Annotated in this window: 19 protein-coding genes and 1 riboswitch; of the genes, 15 read left to right on the top strand and 4 right to left on the bottom strand. The window is 62.8% G+C overall.

All coding sequences use genetic code 11. The annotated features are described in order from the left end of the window. Positions 1 to 4: 4 nt before the first annotated feature. A complete protein-coding gene (csrA, locus tag NEK97_RS05740) occupies positions 5 to 244 on the top strand; it encodes a carbon storage regulator CsrA (RefSeq protein ID WP_235518896.1) in 240 nt (79 codons plus the stop codon). A 521-nt stretch (positions 245 to 765) separates the two neighbouring features. Here the strand turns inward: csrA and NEK97_RS05735 are convergent. Beyond that, a complete protein-coding gene (locus NEK97_RS05735; RefSeq protein WP_257368937.1) occupies positions 766 to 1,314 on the bottom strand; it encodes a flagellar protein FlgN in 549 nt (182 codons plus the stop codon). 210 nt (positions 1,315 to 1,524) lie between these two features. Between NEK97_RS05735 and NEK97_RS05730 the strand changes: the two genes are divergently transcribed. Further along, positions 1,525 to 2,340, top strand: coding sequence for a sigma-70 family RNA polymerase sigma factor (locus tag NEK97_RS05730; protein WP_257368936.1), 816 nt, complete (start codon positions 1,525 to 1,527; stop codon positions 2,338 to 2,340). A gap of 58 nt (positions 2,341 to 2,398) precedes the next feature. Here the strand turns inward: NEK97_RS05730 and NEK97_RS05725 are convergent, their stop codons facing one another. After that, positions 2,399 to 3,946 carry an MFS transporter gene (locus NEK97_RS05725; RefSeq protein ID WP_257368935.1) on the bottom strand — a complete coding sequence of 516 codons (1,548 nt, stop codon included), beginning with the start codon at positions 3,944 to 3,946 and terminating at the stop codon, positions 2,399 to 2,401. Positions 3,947 to 4,018: 72 nt separating this feature from the next. Between NEK97_RS05725 and NEK97_RS05720 the strand changes: the two genes are divergently transcribed. The 9 genes from NEK97_RS05720 (at position 4,019) to NEK97_RS05680 (ending at position 15,920) form a co-directional block, all read left to right on the top strand. Further along, the gene (locus tag NEK97_RS05720; protein WP_257368934.1) at positions 4,019 to 4,558 is read left to right on the top strand and encodes a TetR/AcrR family transcriptional regulator; all 540 of its coding nucleotides are present in this window, start codon (positions 4,019 to 4,021) and stop codon (positions 4,556 to 4,558) included. 95 nt (positions 4,559 to 4,653) lie between these two features. Continuing rightward, positions 4,654 to 4,751, top strand: a riboswitch (glycine riboswitch). 175 nt (positions 4,752 to 4,926) lie between these two features. Next, positions 4,927 to 7,773 (top strand): aminomethyl-transferring glycine dehydrogenase, encoded by a 2,847-nt coding sequence (gene gcvP, locus NEK97_RS05715; RefSeq protein WP_257368933.1) that lies wholly within the window; start codon positions 4,927 to 4,929, stop codon positions 7,771 to 7,773. A gap of 13 nt (positions 7,774 to 7,786) precedes the next feature. Continuing rightward, positions 7,787 to 8,935 carry a glycine cleavage system aminomethyltransferase GcvT gene (gcvT, locus tag NEK97_RS05710; protein ID WP_257368932.1) on the top strand — a complete coding sequence of 383 codons (1,149 nt, stop codon included), beginning with the start codon at positions 7,787 to 7,789 and terminating at the stop codon, positions 8,933 to 8,935. 34 nt (positions 8,936 to 8,969) lie between these two features. Further along, positions 8,970 to 9,356, top strand: a complete 387-nt coding sequence (gene gcvH / locus NEK97_RS05705; protein ID WP_257368931.1) for a glycine cleavage system protein GcvH — start codon at positions 8,970 to 8,972, stop codon at positions 9,354 to 9,356. Between the two features lie 187 nt (positions 9,357 to 9,543). Then, positions 9,544 to 10,944 (top strand): L-serine ammonia-lyase, encoded by a 1,401-nt coding sequence (locus NEK97_RS05700; protein WP_257368930.1) that lies wholly within the window; start codon positions 9,544 to 9,546, stop codon positions 10,942 to 10,944. A gap of 38 nt (positions 10,945 to 10,982) precedes the next feature. Next, positions 10,983 to 11,804, top strand: a complete 822-nt coding sequence (locus NEK97_RS05695) for a DNA/RNA non-specific endonuclease (protein WP_257368929.1) — start codon at positions 10,983 to 10,985, stop codon at positions 11,802 to 11,804. Between the two features lie 84 nt (positions 11,805 to 11,888). Next, positions 11,889 to 12,977, top strand: a complete 1,089-nt coding sequence (locus NEK97_RS05690) for a peptidoglycan bridge formation glycyltransferase FemA/FemB family protein (protein ID WP_257368928.1) — start codon at positions 11,889 to 11,891, stop codon at positions 12,975 to 12,977. 110 nt (positions 12,978 to 13,087) lie between these two features. Further along, on the top strand, positions 13,088 to 14,404 hold the full coding sequence (locus NEK97_RS05685) for an aminoacyltransferase (RefSeq protein ID WP_257368927.1): 1,317 nt from the start codon (positions 13,088 to 13,090) through the stop codon (positions 14,402 to 14,404). Positions 14,405 to 14,432: 28 nt separating this feature from the next. Next, on the top strand, positions 14,433 to 15,920 hold the full coding sequence (locus tag NEK97_RS05680) for a threonine/serine exporter ThrE family protein (RefSeq protein WP_257368926.1): 1,488 nt from the start codon (positions 14,433 to 14,435) through the stop codon (positions 15,918 to 15,920). Between the two features lie 77 nt (positions 15,921 to 15,997). Here NEK97_RS05680 and NEK97_RS05675 read toward each other — a convergent pair whose 3' ends face one another. Together NEK97_RS05675 and NEK97_RS05670 are read right to left on the bottom strand one after the other, a co-directional pair. After that, complete coding sequence (locus NEK97_RS05675) at positions 15,998 to 16,837, bottom strand: siderophore-interacting protein (protein ID WP_257368925.1); 840 nt, start codon at positions 16,835 to 16,837, stop codon at positions 15,998 to 16,000. A 232-nt stretch (positions 16,838 to 17,069) separates the two neighbouring features. After that, positions 17,070 to 17,837: a uracil-DNA glycosylase gene (locus NEK97_RS05670; RefSeq protein ID WP_257368924.1), complete on the bottom strand. Its 768-nt coding sequence runs from the start codon at positions 17,835 to 17,837 to the stop codon at positions 17,070 to 17,072. Positions 17,838 to 17,944: 107 nt separating this feature from the next. On the opposite strand from NEK97_RS05670, the gene NEK97_RS05665 reads away from it, so the two are divergent. The 4 genes from NEK97_RS05665 to groL all read left to right on the top strand — a co-directional run bounded on the left by NEK97_RS05665 (position 17,945) and on the right by groL (position 21,269). Continuing rightward, a complete protein-coding gene (locus NEK97_RS05665) occupies positions 17,945 to 18,280 on the top strand; it encodes a DUF3263 domain-containing protein (protein WP_374111512.1) in 336 nt (111 codons plus the stop codon). A gap of 49 nt (positions 18,281 to 18,329) precedes the next feature. Next, positions 18,330 to 18,947 (top strand): LytR C-terminal domain-containing protein, encoded by a 618-nt coding sequence (locus tag NEK97_RS05660; RefSeq protein WP_257368923.1) that lies wholly within the window; start codon positions 18,330 to 18,332, stop codon positions 18,945 to 18,947. A 170-nt stretch (positions 18,948 to 19,117) separates the two neighbouring features. After that, entirely contained in the window at positions 19,118 to 19,321 is a 204-nt protein-coding gene (locus tag NEK97_RS05655) for a cold-shock protein (protein ID WP_011773737.1), read from the top strand. A gap of 322 nt (positions 19,322 to 19,643) precedes the next feature. Beyond that, complete coding sequence (gene groL, locus NEK97_RS05650; protein WP_172324129.1) at positions 19,644 to 21,269, top strand: chaperonin GroEL; 1,626 nt, start codon at positions 19,644 to 19,646, stop codon at positions 21,267 to 21,269. Positions 21,270 to 21,345: the final 76 nt, after the last annotated feature.

Genomic DNA, 21,345 nt, shown 5'->3' with positions numbered 1-21,345 from the left:
AAGCATGCTGGTACTGACGCGTAAGCCGGGCGAAAAGATCATGATCGGGGACGACATTGTCATCACCGTCATGGAAGGGCGCGGCGACGGCGTCCGGATCGGAATCGAGGCTCCCCGCGGAGTGTCCATCCAGCGCAGCGAGGTGGTGGAAGCCATCGCCGCAGCCAACCTGGCAGCAACCCAGGCCGGCCCCGACGCCGAGGAACTCCTGGCGGCCCTCCGCCCGCCTGCCCCCAAAGCCTGACCCTCATTCACATCCCGCCCTATTGGGGCGGACGCTCTCTCACGTTCCGCCGTGTTGGGCGTGACGCTCTCTCAGGTTCCGCCGTGTTGGGCGTGACGCTCTCTCACGTTCCGCCCTGTTGGGCGTGACGCTCTCTCACGTCCCGCCCAGTTGGGCGGGGATCCTCTCTCACGTCCCGCCCGGTTGAGCCGGATGCGTCCTCCTGGGGAAGGTCGACGCCGGGCCTTGGGATCCGCGGGAAGAGCTCGCCACCCATGGTGGCGCAGTAAATGCGGTTCACGGATGGGCGTCTACTGCCAAAGGCGCAGAGTTGTGATGGAGGGTTGGGCTGAATGGGCTGATGGGGGTGGGTTGTGATGGAGGGTTGGGCTGATGGGTGAGGGTTGGGTTGATGGGGGTGGGTTGTGAGTGAGGGTTGGGGTGATGGGGGTGGGTTGTGAGTGAGGGTTGGGCTGATGGGGGTGGGTTGTGATGGAGGGTTGGGCGGAAGGCGCCGGGATGTGATGGAGCGTCGAGGGGGGCTAGTCCAGCTCCAGGAAATCGCGCAGCGTGGGCAGGGTAGCCGAGCGCACTGCAGCCAAGGCCCGCTGTATGTTCGCATCACGGGCCAAGAGGTCAAGGTCCGCGTCCCCACCCGGTGCCTCATTGGTGCCCGATGCCAACGACGGTATCCCGGCCTCGTCCGGCGGGGCTTTCAACAGCTCGATATTCCGGGCAGCGGCAAGGTCAATTCCTGCCAACAATGCCGTCAATCCCCGGCAGTGATCGTCAAGGAGCTCGGGCCACAGTCCAGGGGGCGCCAGCGAAATAAGGGAGGGAAGGGTGGATTGATCCGGGGCTTTCCATTCGGCTGCCAGGGCCGAGGCCTCCACCCCGCGTGCGAGGGATTCGAAACGCAGATTTTCGAGGACTTTTTCGAGTTCGGCCGCGGTGAAGGTCAACCGGTGCCAGTTGCCTGCCCGGAGATGCAGGAGCTGTGTTTCGAGGAGGAAAAGCAGGAAGTCCAGCTGCCTCCGTTCGCGCCACAGCGTTGCCGATAGCTCGTCCGCCCCCACGGTTCCCCAATTCATTTTTTGTCCCGCCAAAATCACAATTTGGCAGGGTTTATCTTTACTTCTGTCGAGCGTACACGCAGGGAGCTTTTGAGGTGGTATGTTCACTGAATACGTACCTGATTGAACGCTCAACAACGATGCTCTGATTGGTCTCTGGACATCGGCGAAACGGCAAAGAAGTCGGGTTTGCAACTCAATAATCCGGTCTCATGGGGGGACTCACTTTTGAATCGCGAACAGCGCAACGAGCTGGTGTTGCAGCACCTTCCGCTCGTTGGTTACCTGGTCTCTGACCTTTGCGCGCGCGCGTCGCATTTATCGCGCGATGATTTTGCTTCTGTCGGTGCCGTTGCCCTGATAACGTCTGCTGATTCCTTCGATCCGGACCTCGGTGTTCCGTTCGGTGCTTTCGCGCGCCGCCGGATCGTAGGTGCCTTTGCGGACGAGATGCGAGCCGGAGATTGGGCTACGCGGTCGGCCCGCAAGCGGATCAAGGAAACCCTGGGCGTCCAGGAGACCTTGACCAGCATGCTGGGACGGGGTCCCAGCGTCGCCGAGATGGCTTCGGCCCTGGGTGTCGAGCGTAGCCATGTTGAAGCTGCCCTGGTGGACGCATCCCGGACGCTGACTTCACTGGATGAGGTGGTGGCGGACACCGTTGCGTCCCCCACGGATTCCCCGGAACACTCGGTGCTGGCTGATGAGCGGATCAAGTACCTGCGTGCCGCCGTCGATGCCCTCCCCGAAAAAATGCGCTTCGTGGTCCAGGAGATCTATCTCGCGGGACGGTCCGTGAAGGAGCTTGCCGAGGAACTGGGTTCCACGCATGCCGCCGTCTCGCAGCAGCGGGCTGAGGGGATACGGCTCATGCGCGACGGCCTGGCGGCCCATTACGCCGATTCGCCCGACCAGGTTTTCGAACCGGAATCGCGCATCACTGCCCGCCGCCGCAATGACTATCTTTCATCCCTTGCCGCGGCAACCACGGGTGGAATCACCCGCGGCTTTGGCCTGGGGACCTCACTCAACAGCGCCGTTTAGACACTGACGCGAAGGAGGCCGGGCCGCTCAGCGACCCGGCCTCCTTGCGTAGACTCGGCTAGTGCGCCCTGGGGACACGCCGGAGTACGACGGCGGCAAGGGCTGCCGCTCCGGCCATGAGTACCAGCCCAATCGCCGCAGTGATGTGGACGCCGGAGTCAAAGGCGACGCGTGCCGAGGCCGTCAATGCTTCAGCCAAGGGCGCTGGGAGCGTGGAAGCAACGTCAACGGCACCGGCCAGGGTTTCCCCGGACTTTTCGGCGGCGTGGCCGGTTACGCCGTCCGGTATGACCAGGTTGTGCTGGTAGGAGGCGGTGAGGATGGAACCAAGGACAGCCGTTCCCAACAGCGAACCCAACTCGTAACCGGTCTCCGAGATGGCTGATGCTGCCCCGGATTTGTCAGCCGGTACGGACGCCAGGATGAGGTCGTTTGAGATGGTCTCCGCCGCACCCACGCCAACAGCAAGAACTGTGAGGGCTGACAGGAGGAAGACGGGGCCGCTGCCGTGGTCGCCCACAACAGCCACGAAGTAGCCAACGGCACTGAGCGTCAAACCTCCGGCCACCACAAAACCGGGCCGGACCTTTTTGACCAGGGGCACCACCAGCAGTCCGGCGATGACTGTTGCCAGGAGGGCCGGGATCATTGCGATACCCGCCTCCATGGGGGACTGGCCTTCAACCAATTGCAGGTGCTGGGCGAAGAAGTAGATGAAGCCGGTCATGGAGAAGAGGGAAAGTACGTTGGCAACGATTGCCGTACTGAATACCTTGTTCTTGAACAGGCTGACGTCCAGCATCGGGCTGTCGATCCTCTGCTGGCGTCGGACGAAGAGGACACCCATTACCAGACCGAAAAGCATGAACGCCGCGGCTGATGCCCCAAGGCCGTGCACTGCGAATTCTTTGATGCCGTAGACAAACGGAGCCATGGTCAAGATGGACAAAGCGATGCTGGGGACATCCACGCGGCCCGGGTTCGCGTCTTTGGACTCGGGGATCAGAACCTTTCCGAAGGCAAGCAGCGGCAGCAGCAGGAAGGCTGCCACCAGGAAGACGGCACCCCACCAGAAGTGTTCCACCAGCCAACCGCCGAAGATCGGCCCGAGGGCAGCACCGCCTGAGAACCCGGCCGCCCACACGGCAATAGCGAGCCGGCGGCGGTTGGGGTCGGTGAAGATGTTCCGGATCAGGGAAAGCGTTGAGGGCATCAGCATGGCGCCGAAAACGCCAAGGGCGGCGCGTCCGGCAATCAGCCATTCTGCTGAGGGCGCGAACGCAGTAGCAGCCGACACCGCAGCAAAGCCCGTGCTGCCGATCAGAAGCAGCCGCCGTCGGCCGATCCTGTCGCCGAGGTTGCCCATGGAGACGAGGAGTGCGGCCAGGACCAAGGGGTAGGCGTCAACGATCCAGAGCAGTTGCACGCCACCGACATCGAGGGATCGGGCGATCTCGGGCAGGGCAAAGGTGAGCGCGGTGTTGTCGACGGCCACCAGCAGTACCGGGAACATCAGGAGTGCCAGGGCCGTCCAGTCGCGCCACGGTGCAGGGCCCATGACGGGACGAGCTGAACGGGGAGCTTGGGTGGAGGACGGCGAGAACATGTCTTTACTGTACCGTCCAGACGGTATAGTTTCAAATTAAACCCCAGCAAGCCTTTAGGGAATGATGTACTCATGCCACGAAAACCAGTTGCCCGGGACGCCGTCCTGGATGCCTACGAATCCCTCCTTATAGAGGTAGGGGAGCGGGCCGCCACGCTCGATGCAGTTGCCAAGCGTGCGGGCGTCTCGAAGGGCGGGTTGCTGTACCACTTCCCCAACAAGGAGTCGCTGATCAGCGCCCTCCTGGAACGCCTGGACCAGCTGGCAGTACAGGACATTGAGCAGATGAGGGCCGCGCCGGACGGTGCCGCTGCCTACTTCATCCGGACGTCATTGTGGGCCGGGACGCCGATGGACCGCGCTTTCGTCGCTGCTACCCGGCTGGCCGAGGTTGCCCACGAAGAAACGCGCCGCAGGTTTGCCGGAATCCAAAAGCAGTGGCTTGATGTCCTGGCCAAGGATGTCGGACCCGAAGTTGCGAAGGCCGTTAGCTACATGGGCGACGGACTGTATTTCAACGCAATGTTCGAGGGCGGCCAGGAGGCTGGCGACGACGGCCGGGAAGCCGACGTCAAAATCCTGCTCGGAGTGCTGGAGCGGCTGCGGAAGTAGCGCATCATCCCATTTGCGGCGACGCGCCGCACGTAGGACAATTAACCCTTGTGGCCTGCCTGAAATCGGGCCGCGTTATAACTGAACATTGCCTATGATCTGCGGCGGGAGAGTCCTGCAAGCACGTGATGCAGGCGCCGTAGGAGCAAACCCTCCCCAGGAATCTCTCAGGCCCACGCACCGCCGCGGCAAGGCAACTCTGGAAAGCAGCAGGCGCTCACCACCGAAGGGTGAAAGAGTGCTGTGCTCACCGACGGTGCAAGCGATGTTGTTCCAACAACGCGGAAACTCTCAGGTCCAATACAGAGCGGGGAGGAACCCAGCCACTGTGGCGTACCCAAACGCCGCCCAAGTAATGGAGTTCCTTCGTGACGGTTAGTTCTGCCTCCACCACCTTCGTTGATCGGCATATTGGCGCCCGCCGCCAGGCCGACATTGAGACCATGCTCAAGTCCGTGGGCTACGACACCGTTGACGCGTTGGTCGACACCGCCGTCCCCAACGACATCCGCCAGGACGTCGCCCTCACCCTGCAGAACGCCCTGAGCGAAGTCGAAGTCCTTGCCGAGCTTCGCAAGCTCGCCTCCAAGAACAAGACCGCCGTGCAAATGATCGGCCAGGGCTACTACGACACCGTCACGCCGCCGGTGATCCGCCGCAACATCCTCGAGTCCCCGGCCTGGTACACCGCCTACACCCCGTACCAGCCGGAAATCTCCCAGGGCCGCCTCGAAGCGCTCCTCAACTTCCAGACCATGGTCCAGGACCTGGTGGGCCTGCCCATCGCCAACGCTTCCCTCCTGGATGAAGCAACGGCTGTGGCCGAAGCCGTGCTGATGATGCGCCGCGCCAACAAGAACAAGTCCGCCCAGGACGGCAAGACTGTCCTCGACGCCGACTGCCTGCCGCAGACCATTGCGATCGTGAAGGGCCGCGCGGAAGCGCTCGGCTTCGACGTTGAGGTAGCCGACCTGAGCGCCGGTCTTCCGGAAGGTGCCATCAACGGCGTCGTCCTCCAGCAGCCCGGCGTTTCCGGCCGCGTGTTCGATCACTCCGCCGTCATTGCTGAAGCCAAAGAGCGCGGCGCGCTGGTCACGGTCGCCGCCGACCTCCTGTCCCTCACGCTCATCACCCCTCCGGGCGAGCAGGGCGCCGACATCGCTGTTGGTTCCGCCCAGCGCCTGGGTGTGCCGCTGTTCTTCGGCGGCCCGCACGCCGCGTACATGGCCGTCCAGAAGGGCCTGGAGCGCTCCATGCCCGGCCGCCTGGTAGGCGTTTCCAAGGACGACGCCGGTGTCCCCGCCTACCGCTTGGCGCTGCAGACCCGCGAGCAGCACATCCGCCGCGAGAAGGCTACGTCCAACATCTGTACAGCCCAGGCACTCCTGGCGATTGTGGCCTCCATGTACGCGGTTTACCACGGCCCCGAGGGACTGAAGGCGATCGCTGAGACCGCCCACAACCACGCCCGGACACTGGCCGCATCCCTGAAGGCTGCCGGCGTCGAGGTCCTCCACGGCTCGTTCTTCGACACCATCACGGTCCGCGTCCCGGGCAAGGCCGCCGAGCTGGTGGCCGCAGCTGAGGCCAAGGGCATCAACCTGCGCGGGGTCGACGCCGACACGGTTGGCATCTCAGTGGATGAAACAACGACGACGGCGATTGTCGCCGACGTCGCAAGCGTCTTCGGCGCTTCGGTAACTGAAGCCGTTGAAGGCTTCGCGCTGGAATCCTCCGTTGAGCGCACCAGCGACTTCATGCAGCACCCGGTGTTCAACACCCACCGCTCCGAAACCCAGCTCCTGCGTTACATCCGCAAGCTGTCCGACCGGGACCTCGCGCTGGACCGCACCATGATCCCGCTGGGTTCGTGCACCATGAAGCTCAACGCCACGGCCGAAATGGAAGCTATCTCCTGGCCGGAGTTCGCTTCCATCCACCCGTTCGCGCCGGACTCCCAGACAGAAGGCTGGCGTGAGCTCATCACCGACCTCGAGGCACAGCTGACCGAGATCACCGGCTACGACCAGGTCTCCATCCAGCCGAACGCCGGTTCCCAGGGTGAACTCGCCGGGCTCCTCGCGATCCGCGGCTACCACCACTCCAACGGTGACGAGCAGCGCAACGTCTGCCTCATCCCGGCTTCCGCCCACGGCACCAACGCTGCCTCTGCAGTCCTGGCGGGCATGAAGGTGGTGGTCGTTGCCACCGCGCCGGATGGCACCATCGACCACGTAGACCTCAAGGCCAAGATCGAGGCCAACCGCGACGCCCTCTCGGCCATCATGATCACCTACCCGTCCACGCACGGTGTCTACGATGCCGACGTCCGCGAAGTCTGCGACGCCATCCACGAAGCCGGCGGGCAGGTCTACATCGACGGTGCCAACCTCAACGCCCTTGTTGGCCTTGCCCAGCCCGGCAAGTTTGGTGGCGATGTCTCGCACCTGAACCTGCACAAGACCTTCTGCATCCCGCATGGCGGTGGCGGTCCCGGCGTTGGTCCGGTTGCTGCCAAGGCACATCTGGCACCGTTCATGCCGGGCGATGCGGCTTCCTGGACCGAAGGCAACGACGTTCCGATTTCCGCATCCCGCTTTGGTTCCGCGGGTGTCCTGCCGATCTCCTGGGCATATGTGAAGCTCATGGGTGGCCAGGGCCTCACCGAAGCGACCAAGTCCGCACTGCTCGCTGCGAACTACATCGCGTCCCGCCTCAACGACCACTTCCCGGTGCTCTACACCGGCGAAGGTGGACTCGTGGCACACGAGTGCATCCTGGACCTGCGGGAACTGACGGCCAAGACCGGCGTCACCGCTGAAGATGTGGCCAAGCGCCTCATTGACTTCGGCTTCCACGCCCCCACGCTCGCCTTCCCGGTTGCAGGGACCTTGATGGTGGAGCCCACCGAGTCCGAAGACCTCGTGGAGATCGATCGCTTCATCGAAGCCATGATCACCATCCGCAAGGAAATCGACCAGGTCGCTGCCGGTGACTTCTCCGTGCAGGACTCCCCGCTTCGCCGCGCGCCCCACACGGCAGCCGCCGTCGTAAGTTCCGACTGGGACCGCGCCTACCCGCGTGAGCAGGCTGCCTTCCCGGTCCACCACCTGAAGCAGGACAAGTACTTCCCGCCCGTTGGCCGCATCGACGGCGCAGCCGGAGACCGCAACCTGGTCTGCTCCTGCCCGCCCATCGAAGACTTCGAGAACTAGGGGGTTCCGGAAAATGACTGAGAACTACACGGCCCTCTACGAAGAGCACAAGAAACTCGGCGCCTCCTTCACCGACTTCGGTGGCTGGCAAATGCCGCTCAAGTACTCCTCGGAGCTGGCTGAGCACCACGCCGTCCGCAAATCCGCAGGCCTGTTCGACCTCTCCCACATGGGCGAAGTCTGGGTCACCGGGCCGGAGGCCGCTGCGTTCCTGGATTACGCCCTGGTAGGCAAAATCTCCGCCATGGCCGACGGCAAGGCCAAGTACTCGCTGATCTGCCAGGAAGACGGCGGCATCATCGATGACCTCATCACCTACCGTCGCCCCTCACCCGAAGAAGGTGAGGACAAGTTCCTCGTAGTCCCCAACGCGGGCAACGCGAAGGTAGTGGCTGACGCCCTTGCCGAACGGGCCGCCGGATTCGACGTTGTGGTTCAGGACGCCTCCGCCGAGACCTCACTCATCGCCGTCCAGGGTCCCCTTGCGGAATCGATCCTGCTGCGGCTCGTGCCTGCCGAGCAGCACTCCCTGGTCACGGAACTGAAGTATTACGCCGCCGTCGAGGTCACGTTCCTGGTGGCCGGCAGCGGCCAGGACCTGCTCCTGGCCCGCACCGGCTACACGGGCGAGGACGGCTTCGAGATCTTCGTGTCCAATGAATCCGCCGCAGCCCTGTGGCAGGCCATTGCCGCAGTCGCGGATGACGGCGAGCTCATCCCCGCCGGCCTCGCATCCCGCGACTCCCTCCGGCTCGAAGCGGGCATGCCCCTCTACGGCAACGAACTTTCCCGTGAGGGCAACCCCTTCGCCGCAGGACTTGGGCCCGTGGTTGCGCTGTCCAAGGAAGGCGACTTCGTGGGCAAGGAAGCCCTGGCTGTCCTGAAGGCGGACGGGGCCGGGTCCACCACCGGCCGCAAGCTCGTTGGCCTCAAGGGCCTGGGGCGCCGCGCCGGACGCAGCCACTACCCGGTCCTGAAGGACGGAGCGGTTGTTGGCGAAGTGACCTCCGGCCAGCCCAGCCCGACGCTCGGCTACCCGGTAGCGTTGGCGTATGTCGACGTCGAGTTTGCCGAGGTTGGAACTGCGCTGGACGTCGACCTGCGCGGCAAGGCCGAGCCTTTCGAGGTCGTTGCCTTGCCGTTCTACAAGCGCCAAAAGTAGCCAGTTTTTCATTCACCACACGTTAGGAAACAGAATGCCCAAAGTAGCGCCCGAACTTCAGTACTCCGACGAACACGAGTGGGTTTCCCGCGGCGAAGGGAACTCGGTGTCTGTTGGTATCTCCGAGGTTGCCACCGACGCCCTGGGCGACATTGTCTACGTTGACCTTCCGGAGGTCGGCTCCACTGTGACCGCAGGCGAGACCTGTGGCGAAGTTGAGTCCACCAAGTCGGTCTCCGACCTGTACTCGCCCGTCACCGGGGAGGTCACCGAAATCAACGACGCCGTTGTTTCCGACCCCGCACTGATCAACAACGATCCCTACGGTGCAGGCTGGCTGTTCAAGGTGGCCGCCGAGGCCGACGGTCCGCTGCTTTCCGCCGAGGAATACGCCTCCAAGAATGGCGGAGACCTGTCCTAGGTATCCCGCCACGCGAGCTCCATGGGCGTAGCGTGGTAACCAGTAACTGAAAAATTGCGACGCCGGGTTGCCGCCTTTGGGGGCCATCCGGCGTCGTGCTTCGGTTGACTTCCGCCACAAGCGGGAGCGGCCATCCGGCAGGACCATCTGCCGGGACATCTCAAGTTTTTATGAAGGAATCACGGCTATGGCTGTTGGTGTTTTCGATCTGTTCTCTGTAGGCATTGGTCCGTCGAGTTCGCATACGGTGGGCCCGATGCGTGCCGGGGCGGTGTTCGCTTCTGAGTTGAAGGACGCTGGCGTCCTTGATTCGGTGGCGTCGTTGCGGGTGGACCTGTATGGGTCGTTGGCGGCGACCGGTCGTGGGCATGGGACGTTTACCGCGACCCTGTTGGGGCTTGAGGGTTTTGAGCCGGAGTTGATCCTTCCCGATGAGGTGGAGGCACGGTTGGCGTCGATTGCGGAGACGGGGAAGCTCAACCTCGCCGGTGAGGTTCTGTTGCCGTATGCGGTGGAGGACATGGTTTTGCATCCCTTGACGGTGTTGCCGCGGCATACGAACGGGATGAAGTTTGCTGTCTCCGATGCCGGGGGGACCGTGCTGAAGGAGGCGACGTTTTTCTCGGTCGGTGGTGGGTTCATTGTCCGTGAGGGTGAGGAGTCCGCGGCTCAGGCGGAGTTGGAGGAGTCCAAGAAGGAGTTGCCGTTGCCGTTCCGGACGGCGGCGGAGTTGTTGGGCAGGTGTGCGTCCAAGGGTTTGGGGATCAGCGACATCATGTTCATCAATGAGCGGGCGTCCCGGTCCGAGGAGGAGATCCGGGAGGGTCTGCTGCATATCTGGGCTGTGATGGAGGCTTGTGTTGAAACCAGTTTGCAGCGTGAGGGTGTGTTGCCGGGTGGGTTGAAGGTCCGTCGTCGTGCGCCGGATTGGTTGGAGCGGCTCCTGAAGGAGGACAAGGACCGGAACGATCCGAAGTACTGGCAGGAGTGGGTGAACCTGATCGCGTTGGCGGTCAATGAGGAGAACGCTTCCGGTGGGCGGGTGGTGACGGCTCCGACCAATGGTGCTGCGGGGATCATTCCTGCGGTGTTGTATTACGCGTTGAATTACGCCCCGGGCATGGATAAAGCGACCCAGGCTGATAAGGACGACGTGGTGGTGAAGTTCCTGCTCGCTGCCGGTGCGGTGGGTGTGTTGTACAAGGAGCAGGCGTCTATTTCGGGTGCTGAGGTGGGTTGTCAGGGTGAGGTCGGGTCGGCGTCGTCGATGGCTGCTGCGGGTTTGGCTGAGGTGATGGGTGGTTCCCCGGGTCAGGTGGAGAACGCGGCGGAGATCGCGATGGAACATAACCTGGGGCTGACGTGTGATCCGATCGGCGGGTTGGTGCAGATCCCGTGTATCGAGCGGAACGCGATCGCTGCGGCGAAGGCGATCAACGCGGCGAAGATGGCGTTGTGGGGTGACGGGACGCACCGGGTCTCGTTGGACGAGGTGATCGTGACCATGCGTGAAACGGGCAAGGACATGTCCCACAAATACAAAGAAACAGCGATGGGCGGCCTCGCCGTCAACGTCGTCGAATGCTGAGTCTGTTTACTGTCGGTGCCTAGTGCCATGCTGTATCCATGAGCGGGGGATACGACAGGGATTTTTTGCGGGCACGCCTTGAGCTGCCCAGTCCGTCGGCGACGACGACTCTTTTGGACTACATCCACTTCTCCGTGCGTTTCCGGGTTTCCCGGAAGCTCGCGGCGATCGTGGGGGTCAATATCAACGGCAAGGAGCTGAACCCGCTGGCCCGTGAAGGTACCTGGCATTTCGATGACCGGATTCCCCGGGAGCAGCAGGCCGGTCCGGACGTCTACAAGAACAACGCGTTTGACCGCGGGCATCTGGTGCGGCGTCTGGACCCGGTGTGGGGAGATCCTGCCACCGCCAAAAAGGCCAACCAGGACACCTTCGTGTTCACCAATGCTGCGCCGCAGGTTGATGACTTCAACCAAGGCAAGGAACTGTGGGTGGGGCTGGAGGACCATGTCCTGGAACACGCTGATGCCTACGATGCCAAGCTCAGCGTCTTCACGGGGCCGGTTCTTCTCGACGACGACCCCCCGTACAGGGGCGTGCAGGTTCCACGGAAATTCTGGAAGATCGCTGCATGGACCAGTGATGCCAAACTGGCGGCCGCGGGATTCGTCCTGGACCAGTCGCCGCTCCTGGGCAAAGTAGAGCTGAAACGGGCCATCGACCAGCGGCTCCTGGAAGGCGAACCGCCGCCGTTGGGGCCGTTCCGGACGTTCCAGGTGCCCATTGGGGAGATTGCGGATCTGACCGGGCTCAGCCTCAGCCGGTTGGTGAACGCAGATCGTCTGGCCAGCGGCCAGCGAGAGCTCGGAAAGGCGCCGAAGGCCATTAAGTTGGAAAGCGCGGATCAGATCAGGCTTTAGGGCGAACCGGAAGATTTTTCCCGGCCCGATAGACTTGGGGCTGCATGTCCGCATGCCTTTGAACACTGCACCAAAACCCTGAGATTGGACACGGCCACCTTGCGAGAATTTACTGCCCGCTTTGCCACCGCCGAGGAAACCGATAACTGGGACAAGCACGTCACGGCCAATCCGAACAGCGGCAACATGCTGCAGTCGGACGCCTACGCCGCAGTAAAGGACGGCAACGGCTGGCTGGTCCGCCGCGTGGTGGTGGAAACCGCCGGGTACGCCAGCTACAACCTGCTGCTGGAGAAGAAGTTCCCCGTTCTCGGCCGGCTCTGGTACCTGATCAAGGGACCGGATGCTGCCTCGGCGGATGACATCGAGCCCATGCTCAGGGCGGTAGCTGCGTTGGCACGGGAACAGAAGCTGAACGTCTTCAGCATCAAGATCGAGCCCGACGTCGTGGAGTCACCTGAGGTGGTCGCGAAGCTGAAGGCGTCTGGCCTGGTCAAGGCTCCGAATATCCAGTCCAACGATTCCACGGCGTTGTTGGACATCTCCGCCCCGGCGAACGAAGTCCTGCGGAGTATTTCGTCCCGGGCCCGCAATGCGGTCCGAAGGGCGGAGCGCGAAGGCTGCGAAGTTGTGGAAGCAGAGCCGGGCCAGGACAGCTACAAGAAGCTCTACGCCCTGATGCAGAACACCATGAACGCCAAGGGCGCCATGCCGCTGCGAAGCTACGAGTACTACGCCACCTTCTGGGAGCAGTTTTGCAGTCGGGGCCAGGGACACTTCTTCTTCGTCTACGAGGACGGTGCCCCGAGCGTTGGCGCTTTCGTCATCAACTACGGTTCCAAGGCAACCTACAAGGACGGCGGTTCCACGCAGAACCGTAAACAGTATGGCGACTCGCACTTGGTCCAATGGGCAGCCATCCAGCGCATGCAGGAGCTCGGCTGCGTGGAATACGACTTCTGCGGCACACCCCCCGCTGCCAGGATCAAGGACAAGAGCCACCCGCTCTACGGCCTGGGATCGTTCAAGACGAGCTTCACCAAGACCGTTACGGACTTTGTGGGCTGCTACGACCTCGTGCTGGGCCCTGTCCGGTACAAGCTGTGGCTCAAGGGCGCAGAGAAGGTGTTCAGAAGGCTCGAAACCATGCGCACCGGCGGTCAGTTCTACTGACGGACACCCAAGCCAGCAAGCCAACCCACAGGCCCGCCCCGGCCACCAACGGGCGCAAATCTAATCTAGGTGAGGTAATTTCTTTGACTCCGATCGAGGCTGGAACCGACATGGAATTCGTGATTCTCAGTGACGCTGATTTCGAGACGTTCGCCAAGGGACACCCACAGGGGAGCTTCATCCAGTCCATGGACCTGACGCGCTTCCAACGAGCCCGTGGCCAGGAGGTCGAGCTCTTTGGCGTAACCCGCGCCGGCAGCCTCATTGCTGCGGGAAAGCTCGTCTACACGTCCAACCGTTTTGGCTACAAAACCGCGGACTGTGCCAAGGGACCACTGATGGACTACAGCGACCCGGCAGTGGTTCGCTTCGTCGTCGAGCAGTTGAAGAAGCATGCCGCTTCAAAGAAAGCGGCGGAACTGCGCATCTCGCCGAACGTCCGTTACATCGCCCGTGATGAGGACGGCGCCGAGCACCCGGAGATCGAAGACAACCGGCCGCTGTTGAAGGAACTCGAGGGCCTCGGTTTCAAGCACCAGGGCTTCGACATGAACTTCGCCAATATCAACTGGATGTTCATCAAGCAGCTCGATGGTTTCGCGGACTCCGAAGAGCTCATCATGGGCATGAACTACCGCACCCGCAAGGCGATCCGGAAGGCCGAGAAGAACGGCGTCTACCTGGAACAGGCCACGCTGGAGACGCTGGACGACTTCTACACCGCGCTGAGCACCGCAGGCGACGAGAAGGGCTTCACGTACCGCGAGCGGGAGTACTACGAGCAGCTGCTCCGGAACACCTCCGATGAGTTCACCAAGCTCATGATGGCCAAGATCAACATCCCCGAGTACCGCGCGTCCATCACGGAGCGGCTCGAAGCTGAATCCAAGACACTGGCCGAACTGAAACGCGAGGTCGAGGAGACCGGCAGCAAGAAGAAGGCCAACCGCGTCAAGGTGGTCCAGGACCTCGTGGACAGCTACGAGCGCAGCCTCAAGGACATCGAGCGTTTCCCCGATTCCGTGGGGGTGGCTACGGTGGCGGCCATCCACTTCGCGTGCTCCGGCGACGAACTGACGTGCGTCATCGGTGGCACCGTGCAGGACTACATTTATTTCAACGGCGCCACGTCCCTGTACTGGGGCATGATGCTCCACGCCCTGAACAACGGGTACTCGCGGTACAACTTCTACGGCACGTTCGGCATCCAAGGCCAGGACGACACCGGTCACGGTGGGTATGAATTCAAGAAGGGGTTTGGCGGCGAGGTGGTCCAGCTGATTGGCGACTTCGTGGCTCCGGTGAACCCGCTCACGTTCAACGCCTACCGCCTGGCCAGGAAGCTTGCAGGAGCCGCCCAGACAGTACTGGGACGATTGCCACTTGAGAAATTGCCGGTCGTAGGAAGACTCCGGAGGAACCACTAATCACACAAGCGCAGGGGAGGATCACCGCGTGACTGAACGCCCCGAGGGGTCCGGTAGCAGGCCCCACACGGACGGCTTGCCCAAGACCCAGCCGCTTAGGCCGTCGCAGGTCCGGCAGAACGTCAACGCCAAACGCATGCTGATGCGCCTGGTGCAAGGCGATAGCCCACCGACGGCTCCCATGAACATCGTGGACCGGCTGGCGGGCAGCCCGTACGCCAACCCCACCATCCAGGTGGTTGGTGTGGATGCATCCGCCCGCAAGACCATCGACTTTGCCTTGCACCTGGCTGAAGTCATGTTCCGATACGGTGCCGGCGCCTTGGAAGTCGAGACGAGCATGATTGCCGTTACGGCTGCCTTGGGCCTGAAGAACGTTGAAGTGGACATCACCAACCAGTCGGTGGCCATCAACTATGCGCCCAAGGACCAGACGCCCATCACGCTCCTCCGTGTGGTGCGCTCCTGGACAAACAACTACGCAGGCTTGGCGCAGGTGCACCAACTGGTCACAGACATTGTGGCCGGGGGAGTGGGCCGCGACGAAGCCGTGCGCCGGTTGAACGAAATTATCCGCAGCGCCAAGCCCTTCCCTCGATGGATGGTGACCATAGCGTTCGGTATCTTCGCAGCTGTCTTCGTTGGCGTCTTGGGCGGTGGGCTCGGCGCATCAGCGGTGGCCTTCTGCTCCAACATCCTGATCAGCCTGCTTTCCCGCCAACTGGCCAGGTGGAGGACGGCGGACTTCTTCAACACCATGGCGTGCGCGTTCCTGGTCACCTTCATTGCCTTGATGCTCCGCTGGGCAGGTGTGGACATCGCTCCCTCCATAGTGGTGGCGGGCGGAATCCTGCTGCTGCTCCCAACGGGCAGACTCGTGTCGTCGGTACAGGATGCGATCAACGGCTTCCCGGTCACCGCCGCGGGTCGGTTCCTCTCCACGCTGCTCACCTTCGGGGCGATCGTGGCAGGGATCGGTGTCGCCGTCGTGGTGGGCACCCTCATGGGCAGCGCTGTACTGGATGTCACGCAAACATTCCCCGACGCGTATCCGTTGTGGGGGCGCGCCGTCCTCATCGCCGTCGCGGTGGTTGCCATCGGCGTCACGGAACAAACGCAGATGCGGTTGTTGATTCCGACGGCGGCAGTCGGCATAGTGGGCTTCTTCGTTTTGTGGGGGGTCGGCCAAGCCGGTCTCGGCGATCGTTTGTCGCCCGCTGTCGCAGCGGTGGTCATCGGTTTGCTGGCCCGTGTGGTTGCCCTGAAGTTGGGTGCTCCCCAGCTGGTTGTCGCTGTGCCCGCGGCTTTGATCCTGCTGCCCGGCCTGACGATCTTCCGTTCGATGTATGCCCTCACCGTTGAAGGGGGCGACTTCCTGGCCGGTGCCGGCGGGATGCTTAACGCCGGAGCGATTGTCCTGGGAGTGGCCGCGGGTATCGTGCTCGGCGACAACCTGGCCAGGCCGCTGACGAAGGGCCTGTCCAGCAACGAACGCCGCAGGGTGCGTCGGCGCTAACCTCCCAAAAGTTTGTGTACAGGTAATGCCCTTAAGAAGGTTTCTTAGGGGCATTACTTGTTTGCAAACCCGAGTTGCTAGATCTTCCCTACTGGGAGCTTCTTCTCGGCTTGGAAGACCTCTTCGACGCGCCCTTGTGCCCAGTACCCGGACAAGGAAACCTGCGAACGTTCCAAGCCCCGCTGGACGAAGAAGATCTCCCGAAGACCCTTCATGTAGCCCCGCTCGCCGTGGGCGAAGACGTCCACTTTGCCGGGCAGCCACTCGGTGGTCCTTAGGGCTTCGAGCAGGAGGTCACTGGAGCCGGCAGGCACGCCGCCGCGCAGCAGCCAGCGCAGTTCCAGGCCGGCAGGTGCCGCGATAGGCAAGATGTCCGCCTCACTGTCCACCTCCAGGTAAGCAACGCCGCGTGCGTCAGGAGCCAGTGCCTCCACGCAAGCGGCAACCGCTGGGATGGCGGCGTCGTCGCCGGCGAAAAGGTACCAGTCGGCGTCGGGGTCGGGATTGTAGCCACCGCCGGGGCCCGTAAAGACCAGCGTTTCACCTGGTTCGGCCGCTGCAGCCCACGGCCCGGCAAGTCCCTCGTCACCATGGACAACAAAGTCGATCGCCAGCTCCTGCGCAGCCACGTCCACCCAGCGGATGGTGTAGGTCCGGGTGTGCGGCCATTGCTCGCGCGGCATGGTCTCGCGGATGGTCCAGAGGTCCAGCGGGAAGTCGTAGTCGACGCCCGGCTGGGGAAAAACGATTTTGACGTAGCGGTCCACGTAGTCGTTGTTTGCGTAATCGCTGAACCCCGGCCCGCCGGCCACAATCCGCACCATGTGTGGGGAAAGGAGTTCTTTCCTGAGCACGGTCAGGGTGACCTGGGGGCGGGTGTTGCGGGTAGCGGACGAGGTGACGGGGAGAGCGGCCATATAGGCAAGCCTAAGCTAGTGCGCTGGACGTCGGCTGGATAGGGCCGAACGTTACACACCCTCGCTCACGTTCCGTCCGCTTGGGGCGGACGCTCGCTCACGTTCCGTCCGCTTGGGGCGGACGCTCGCTCACGTTCCGTACGCTTGGGGCAAACGCTCGCTCACGTTCCGTACGCTTGGGGCAAACGCTCGCTCACGTTCCGTACGCTTCGCGGCCTTTGGCGGCTGAGCGCTAGAGGACCGGCAACTCCCAGTCGATCGGCCCGGCGCCCTGCTGGGCCAGCAGCTCGTTGGCCCGGCTGAACGGCTTGGAGCCAAAGAAGCCCCGCGACGCCGATAACGGGCTGGGATGGGCCGACACGAGCGACGGCGCTCCTTTGAGCAGCGGCACGACACCCTCAGCGTCCTTCCCCCACAGGATGGCGACGAGTGGCTGTTGCTGCCCGGTACTGGTGGTTCGGTCGGCGACGGCGGTGACAGCCGCCGTCGTGATGTCCTCCCAGCCTTTGCCGCGGTGCGAGCCGGCATTTCCCGCCTCGACGCTGAGGACACGATTCAGCAGGAGCACGCCCTGGCGGGTCCATTCGCTCAAGTCGCCATGGACGCGAGGTGGCAGGCCGAGGTCCTCATGAAGTTCGCGGTAGATATTGGCGAGGCTCCGCGGGATGGGTCGCGTACTCCCCGAAACAGCGAAGGAAAGACCGACGGCGTGTCCCGGAGTTGGGTAGGGGTCCTGGCCGAGGATGAGTACTTTGACGTCGGCCAGCGGCTGTTTGAAGGCGCGCAAGAGATTGTCGGCCGCCGGCAGGACCTGGCGCCCGTTGGCGGCCTGGCCGGCAACGAACGCGAGGGCGGCGCGGAGTTGGTCTTCCACGGGCAACAAGGCGTCCGCCCAGTCGGGCGCCATTAGCTCTTCCAGCGGACGGTCGATCAGTTCCGCGAAGTCGCTATCCGCCACGCCTGCCGGTTCAAGTTCAAACAGTGCATCCTCGCCAGTCATCACGCCATTGTCCCCCGCGCCTGCCAGGCGGGGCGAATGACAGCGTTGTTATTCACCCGTAACATAGGGGTAGGACAATTTCCCATCAAGCGTCGAAGGAGTATGCCGTGGCGGAACCAGCACCGGAACCGATGGCGCAGCAGGCGACAGGTTTTTCCCTCGAGGACCTCGCGGCTGAAACCCGCAGCGAATCGCCCCTCAGTGAACGCGACCAGCAAATGCTGGCACTTGAACGGCAGTGGTGGAAGTACGCAGGCGCCAAGGAACAGGCTATCCGTGAGCTGTTCGATCTCTCCGCTACGCATTACTACCAGATCCTGAACGCGCTGATCGATACCGAGGACGCGTTGGCCCACGATCCCATGCTCGTCAAGAGATTGCGTAGACTACGTACGTCCCGCCAACGTGCGCGGACGGCACGTCGCTTGGGGTCCGACGCGTAAATCGCCAGGCTGATCTGTCAGCAGCAACCAGCAAGGACAACGCTTCACCATGACCAAATTTGCCAGGGATGAATTCGACCAGGTTCCGCAAAACACCAATCGCCAGGGCGTCCACCGCGACGCCCAGGAGACTGCCCGCCCTGCCTTGTGGCCGGTCCTCACAGTCGGAGCTGTCGCTCTGGTGCTGGGCCTGGTGGCCTTCCTGATCCTTCCAAACCTCGGCGTGGTGGGCCCCAGCGCCTCCTCGAATGTCTCGACGCCGGCACCCCAGCAGAGTACTGATACCTCGCCTTCTGCGGCGCCCAGCGAACCGGCTCCCACGGCTTCGGGTGAACCGAGCCCTGAGGCGTCACCGTCCAACGTTCCGTCCGCTACTCCGTCCTCGGCTCCGGTAGACAAGACCATCCCCGTGGCTGTCTACAACGGCGCTGGCACGGCTGGCCTGGCAGGCCGGGTGGCCGGTCTGGTACAGGGCGATGGCTGGACGCTGAGCACAGTTGGGAACTGGGGTGGCCTGCCGCAGCAGACCTCCGTGATCTTCTACAACAGTCCTGCGCAGAAGGCCAACGCTGAGGCGTTGGGAACCCTGCTGCGTATTCAGTCGATCGTTGAGTCCCCGGAAATCCAGCAGCCCCTGGTGGTTGTTGCCGGTCCCGGATACCAGTAGCGGACCGCTGTAGGAGCACCTTTGAGCCCCAACTCGGTTAAGCATCAATAACAAAACCGAAGCACTGCCGCCCACCGGCAGCGCCGCAGGAGTGACTGTGGTTAGAGTGGATTGATTCCGGTACGGAGATCCCGGCAACCGGTCTTGGCTACTGCGAAAGTGTGGGCATCATGGCATTGGGAACCGTCAAATGGTTCAACGCCGAAAAGGGCTACGGATTCATCACTGTGGATGAGTCCGGCGACGACGTTTTTGTGCACTGGTCCGCCATTCAGATGGATGGCTTCCGGGCCCTCGAGGAGGGTCAGCGGGTGGAGTTCGAATTGGGGGAAGGCCAGAAGGGGCCGCAGGCAGAAGGCGTGCGCGTCGCCTAGCCCTGAAGCAGGCCAACGCCTGACCGGCTCAGCTCATGGCTGAAACCCTTGGTTTTCCGTCGCATTGACGCTTTCCTGCTTGCACTCTCCCCGGTCGAGTGCTAATTATTGATTTAGCACTCCTACGGTTCGACTGCTAAGTGCGGATCGGCTGACGCCGGTCCCGGTCGCTGGCGTACCGCTGGAGGATCAAGAAAAACCTTGGTGTGGTGAGGTTTGGAGCGCGGGGCGTACATAGGCCGCAAGCAAAGAACCGTCCGTCGCGGGCACCGCATCTGACAGGTACCTTCTTAACGACTGTCCCGAAAGGACTACCGCCGTTATGGCCAAGATCATTGCATTTGATGAAGAGGCACGCCGCGGCCTCGAGCGGGGCCTGAACATCCTCGCTGACGCCGTTAAGGTCACCCTCGGCCCGCGTGGACGCAACGTCGTCCTCGAAAAGAAGTGGGGCGCCCCCACGATCACCAACGATGGCGTTTCCATCGCCAAGGAGATCGAGCTGGACGACCCTTACGAGAAGATCGGTGCAGAACTGGTCAAGGAAGTTGCCAAGAAGACGGATGACGTCGCTGGCGATGGTACGACCACTGCAACCGTCCTCGCCCAGGCACTGGTGAAGGAAGGCCTGCGCAACGTTGCCGCCGGCGCCGACCCGCTGTCCCTCAAGCGCGGCATCGAGAAGGCTGTTGAAGCAGTCATCAACGAACTGCTGGCCTCTGCCAAGGAAATCGAAACCAAGGAAGAGATCGCAGCCACGGCTTCCATCTCCGCCGGTGACCCGGAAATCGGCAGCCTGATCGCCGAAGCCCTGGACAAGGTGGGCAAGGAAGGCGTCATCACGGTCGAGGAATCCAACACCTTCGGCTTGGAGCTCGAGCTCACCGAGGGCATGCGCTTCGACAAGGGCTACATCTCCGCTTACTTCGTCACCGACGCAGAGCGCCAGGAAACGGTCCTCGAAGACCCGTACATCCTGATCGTCAACTCCAAGATCTCCAACGTGAAGGAACTCGTCACGGTTCTGGAGAAGGTCATGCAGTCCAACAAGCCGCTGCTGATCATCGCCGAAGACATCGAGGGCGAGGCCCTGGCCACCCTGATCGTCAACAAGATCCGTGGCACCTTCAAGTCCGTCGCCGTCAAGGCCCCGGGCTTCGGTGACCGCCGCAAGGCCCAGCTGGCCGACATCGCCATCCTCACCGGCGGCCAGGTCATCTCCGAAGAAGTTGGCCTCAAGCTCGAAAACGCTGGCCTGGAACTCCTCGGCACCGCCCGCAAGGTTGTTGTCACCAAGGACGAGACCACCATCGTTGAAGGTGCCGGCGACGCCGAGCAGATCGCAGGCCGCGTGGCCCAGATCCGTGCCGAGATCGAAAACTCCGACTCCGACTACGACCGCGAGAAGCTGCAGGAGCGCCTGGCCAAGCTGGCCGGTGGCGTTGCAGTCATCAAGGCCGGTGCCGCAACCGAAGTTGAGCTCAAGGAACGCAAGCACCGCATTGAGGACGCAGTCCGCAACGCCAAGGCTGCTGTTGAAGAAGGCATCGTTGCCGGTGGTGGCGTAGCCCTCATCCAGGCAGGCGCCAAGGCATTCGCCAACCTCACCCTACAGGGTGACGAGGCAACCGGTGCCAACATCGTCAAGGTTGCCATCGACGCTCCGCTGAAGCAGATCGCGTTCAACGCTGGCCTCGAGCCGGGCGTTGTCGTCGACAAGGTTCGCGGCCTGCCTTCCGGCCACGGCCTGAACGCTGCCACGGGCGTCTACGAAGACCTCCTGGCTGCCGGCGTCAACGACCCCGTAAAGGTCACCCGCTCGGCTCTCCAGAACGCTGCTTCCATCGCTGGTCTGTTCCTGACCACCGAGGCTGTAGTGGCTGACAAGCCCGAGAAGAACGCTCCGGCTCCGGGCGGCGACGACATGGGCGGCATGGGCGGCTTCTAAGCCCCCTCGCTGAACATTTCGTTTCAGAGCTAACGACGGCGGTCCCCACCAACTGGAGGGGGCCGCCGTTTTGCTG

Origin of the sequence: Paenarthrobacter sp. UW852 (assembly GCF_024608385.1) — a bacterium.
Classification (GTDB): domain Bacteria; phylum Actinomycetota; class Actinomycetes; order Actinomycetales; family Micrococcaceae; genus Arthrobacter.
This window is presented reverse-complemented; position numbering and strand designations above follow the sequence as displayed.

Bases quoted from the DNA above. Each gene is read 5' to 3' on its own strand.
- gcvH (WP_257368931.1), top strand. From the start codon at position 8,970: ATGCCCAAAGTAGCGCCCGAACTTCAGTACTCCGACGAACACGAGTGG.
- NEK97_RS05685 (WP_257368927.1), top strand. From the start codon at position 13,088: ATGGAATTCGTGATTCTCAGTGACGCTGATTTCGAGACGTTCGCCAAG.
- csrA (WP_235518896.1), top strand. From the start codon at position 5: ATGCTGGTACTGACGCGTAAGCCGGGCGAAAAGATCATGATCGGGGAC.
- groL (WP_172324129.1), top strand. From the start codon at position 19,644: ATGGCCAAGATCATTGCATTTGATGAAGAGGCACGCCGCGGCCTCGAG.
- NEK97_RS05700 (WP_257368930.1), top strand. From the start codon at position 9,544: ATGGCTGTTGGTGTTTTCGATCTGTTCTCTGTAGGCATTGGTCCGTCG.
- NEK97_RS05735 (WP_257368937.1), bottom strand. From the start codon at position 1,314: ATGAATTGGGGAACCGTGGGGGCGGACGAGCTATCGGCAACGCTGTGG.
- NEK97_RS05655 (WP_011773737.1), top strand. From the start codon at position 19,118: ATGGCATTGGGAACCGTCAAATGGTTCAACGCCGAAAAGGGCTACGGA.
- NEK97_RS05675 (WP_257368925.1), bottom strand. From the start codon at position 16,837: ATGGCCGCTCTCCCCGTCACCTCGTCCGCTACCCGCAACACCCGCCCC.
- NEK97_RS05695 (WP_257368929.1), top strand. From the start codon at position 10,983: ATGAGCGGGGGATACGACAGGGATTTTTTGCGGGCACGCCTTGAGCTG.
- NEK97_RS05720 (WP_257368934.1), top strand. From the start codon at position 4,019: ATGCCACGAAAACCAGTTGCCCGGGACGCCGTCCTGGATGCCTACGAA.
- gcvT (WP_257368932.1), top strand. From the start codon at position 7,787: ATGACTGAGAACTACACGGCCCTCTACGAAGAGCACAAGAAACTCGGC.
- NEK97_RS05660 (WP_257368923.1), top strand. From the start codon at position 18,330: ATGACCAAATTTGCCAGGGATGAATTCGACCAGGTTCCGCAAAACACC.
- NEK97_RS05670 (WP_257368924.1), bottom strand. From the start codon at position 17,837: ATGACTGGCGAGGATGCACTGTTTGAACTTGAACCGGCAGGCGTGGCG.
- NEK97_RS05725 (WP_257368935.1), bottom strand. From the start codon at position 3,946: ATGTTCTCGCCGTCCTCCACCCAAGCTCCCCGTTCAGCTCGTCCCGTC.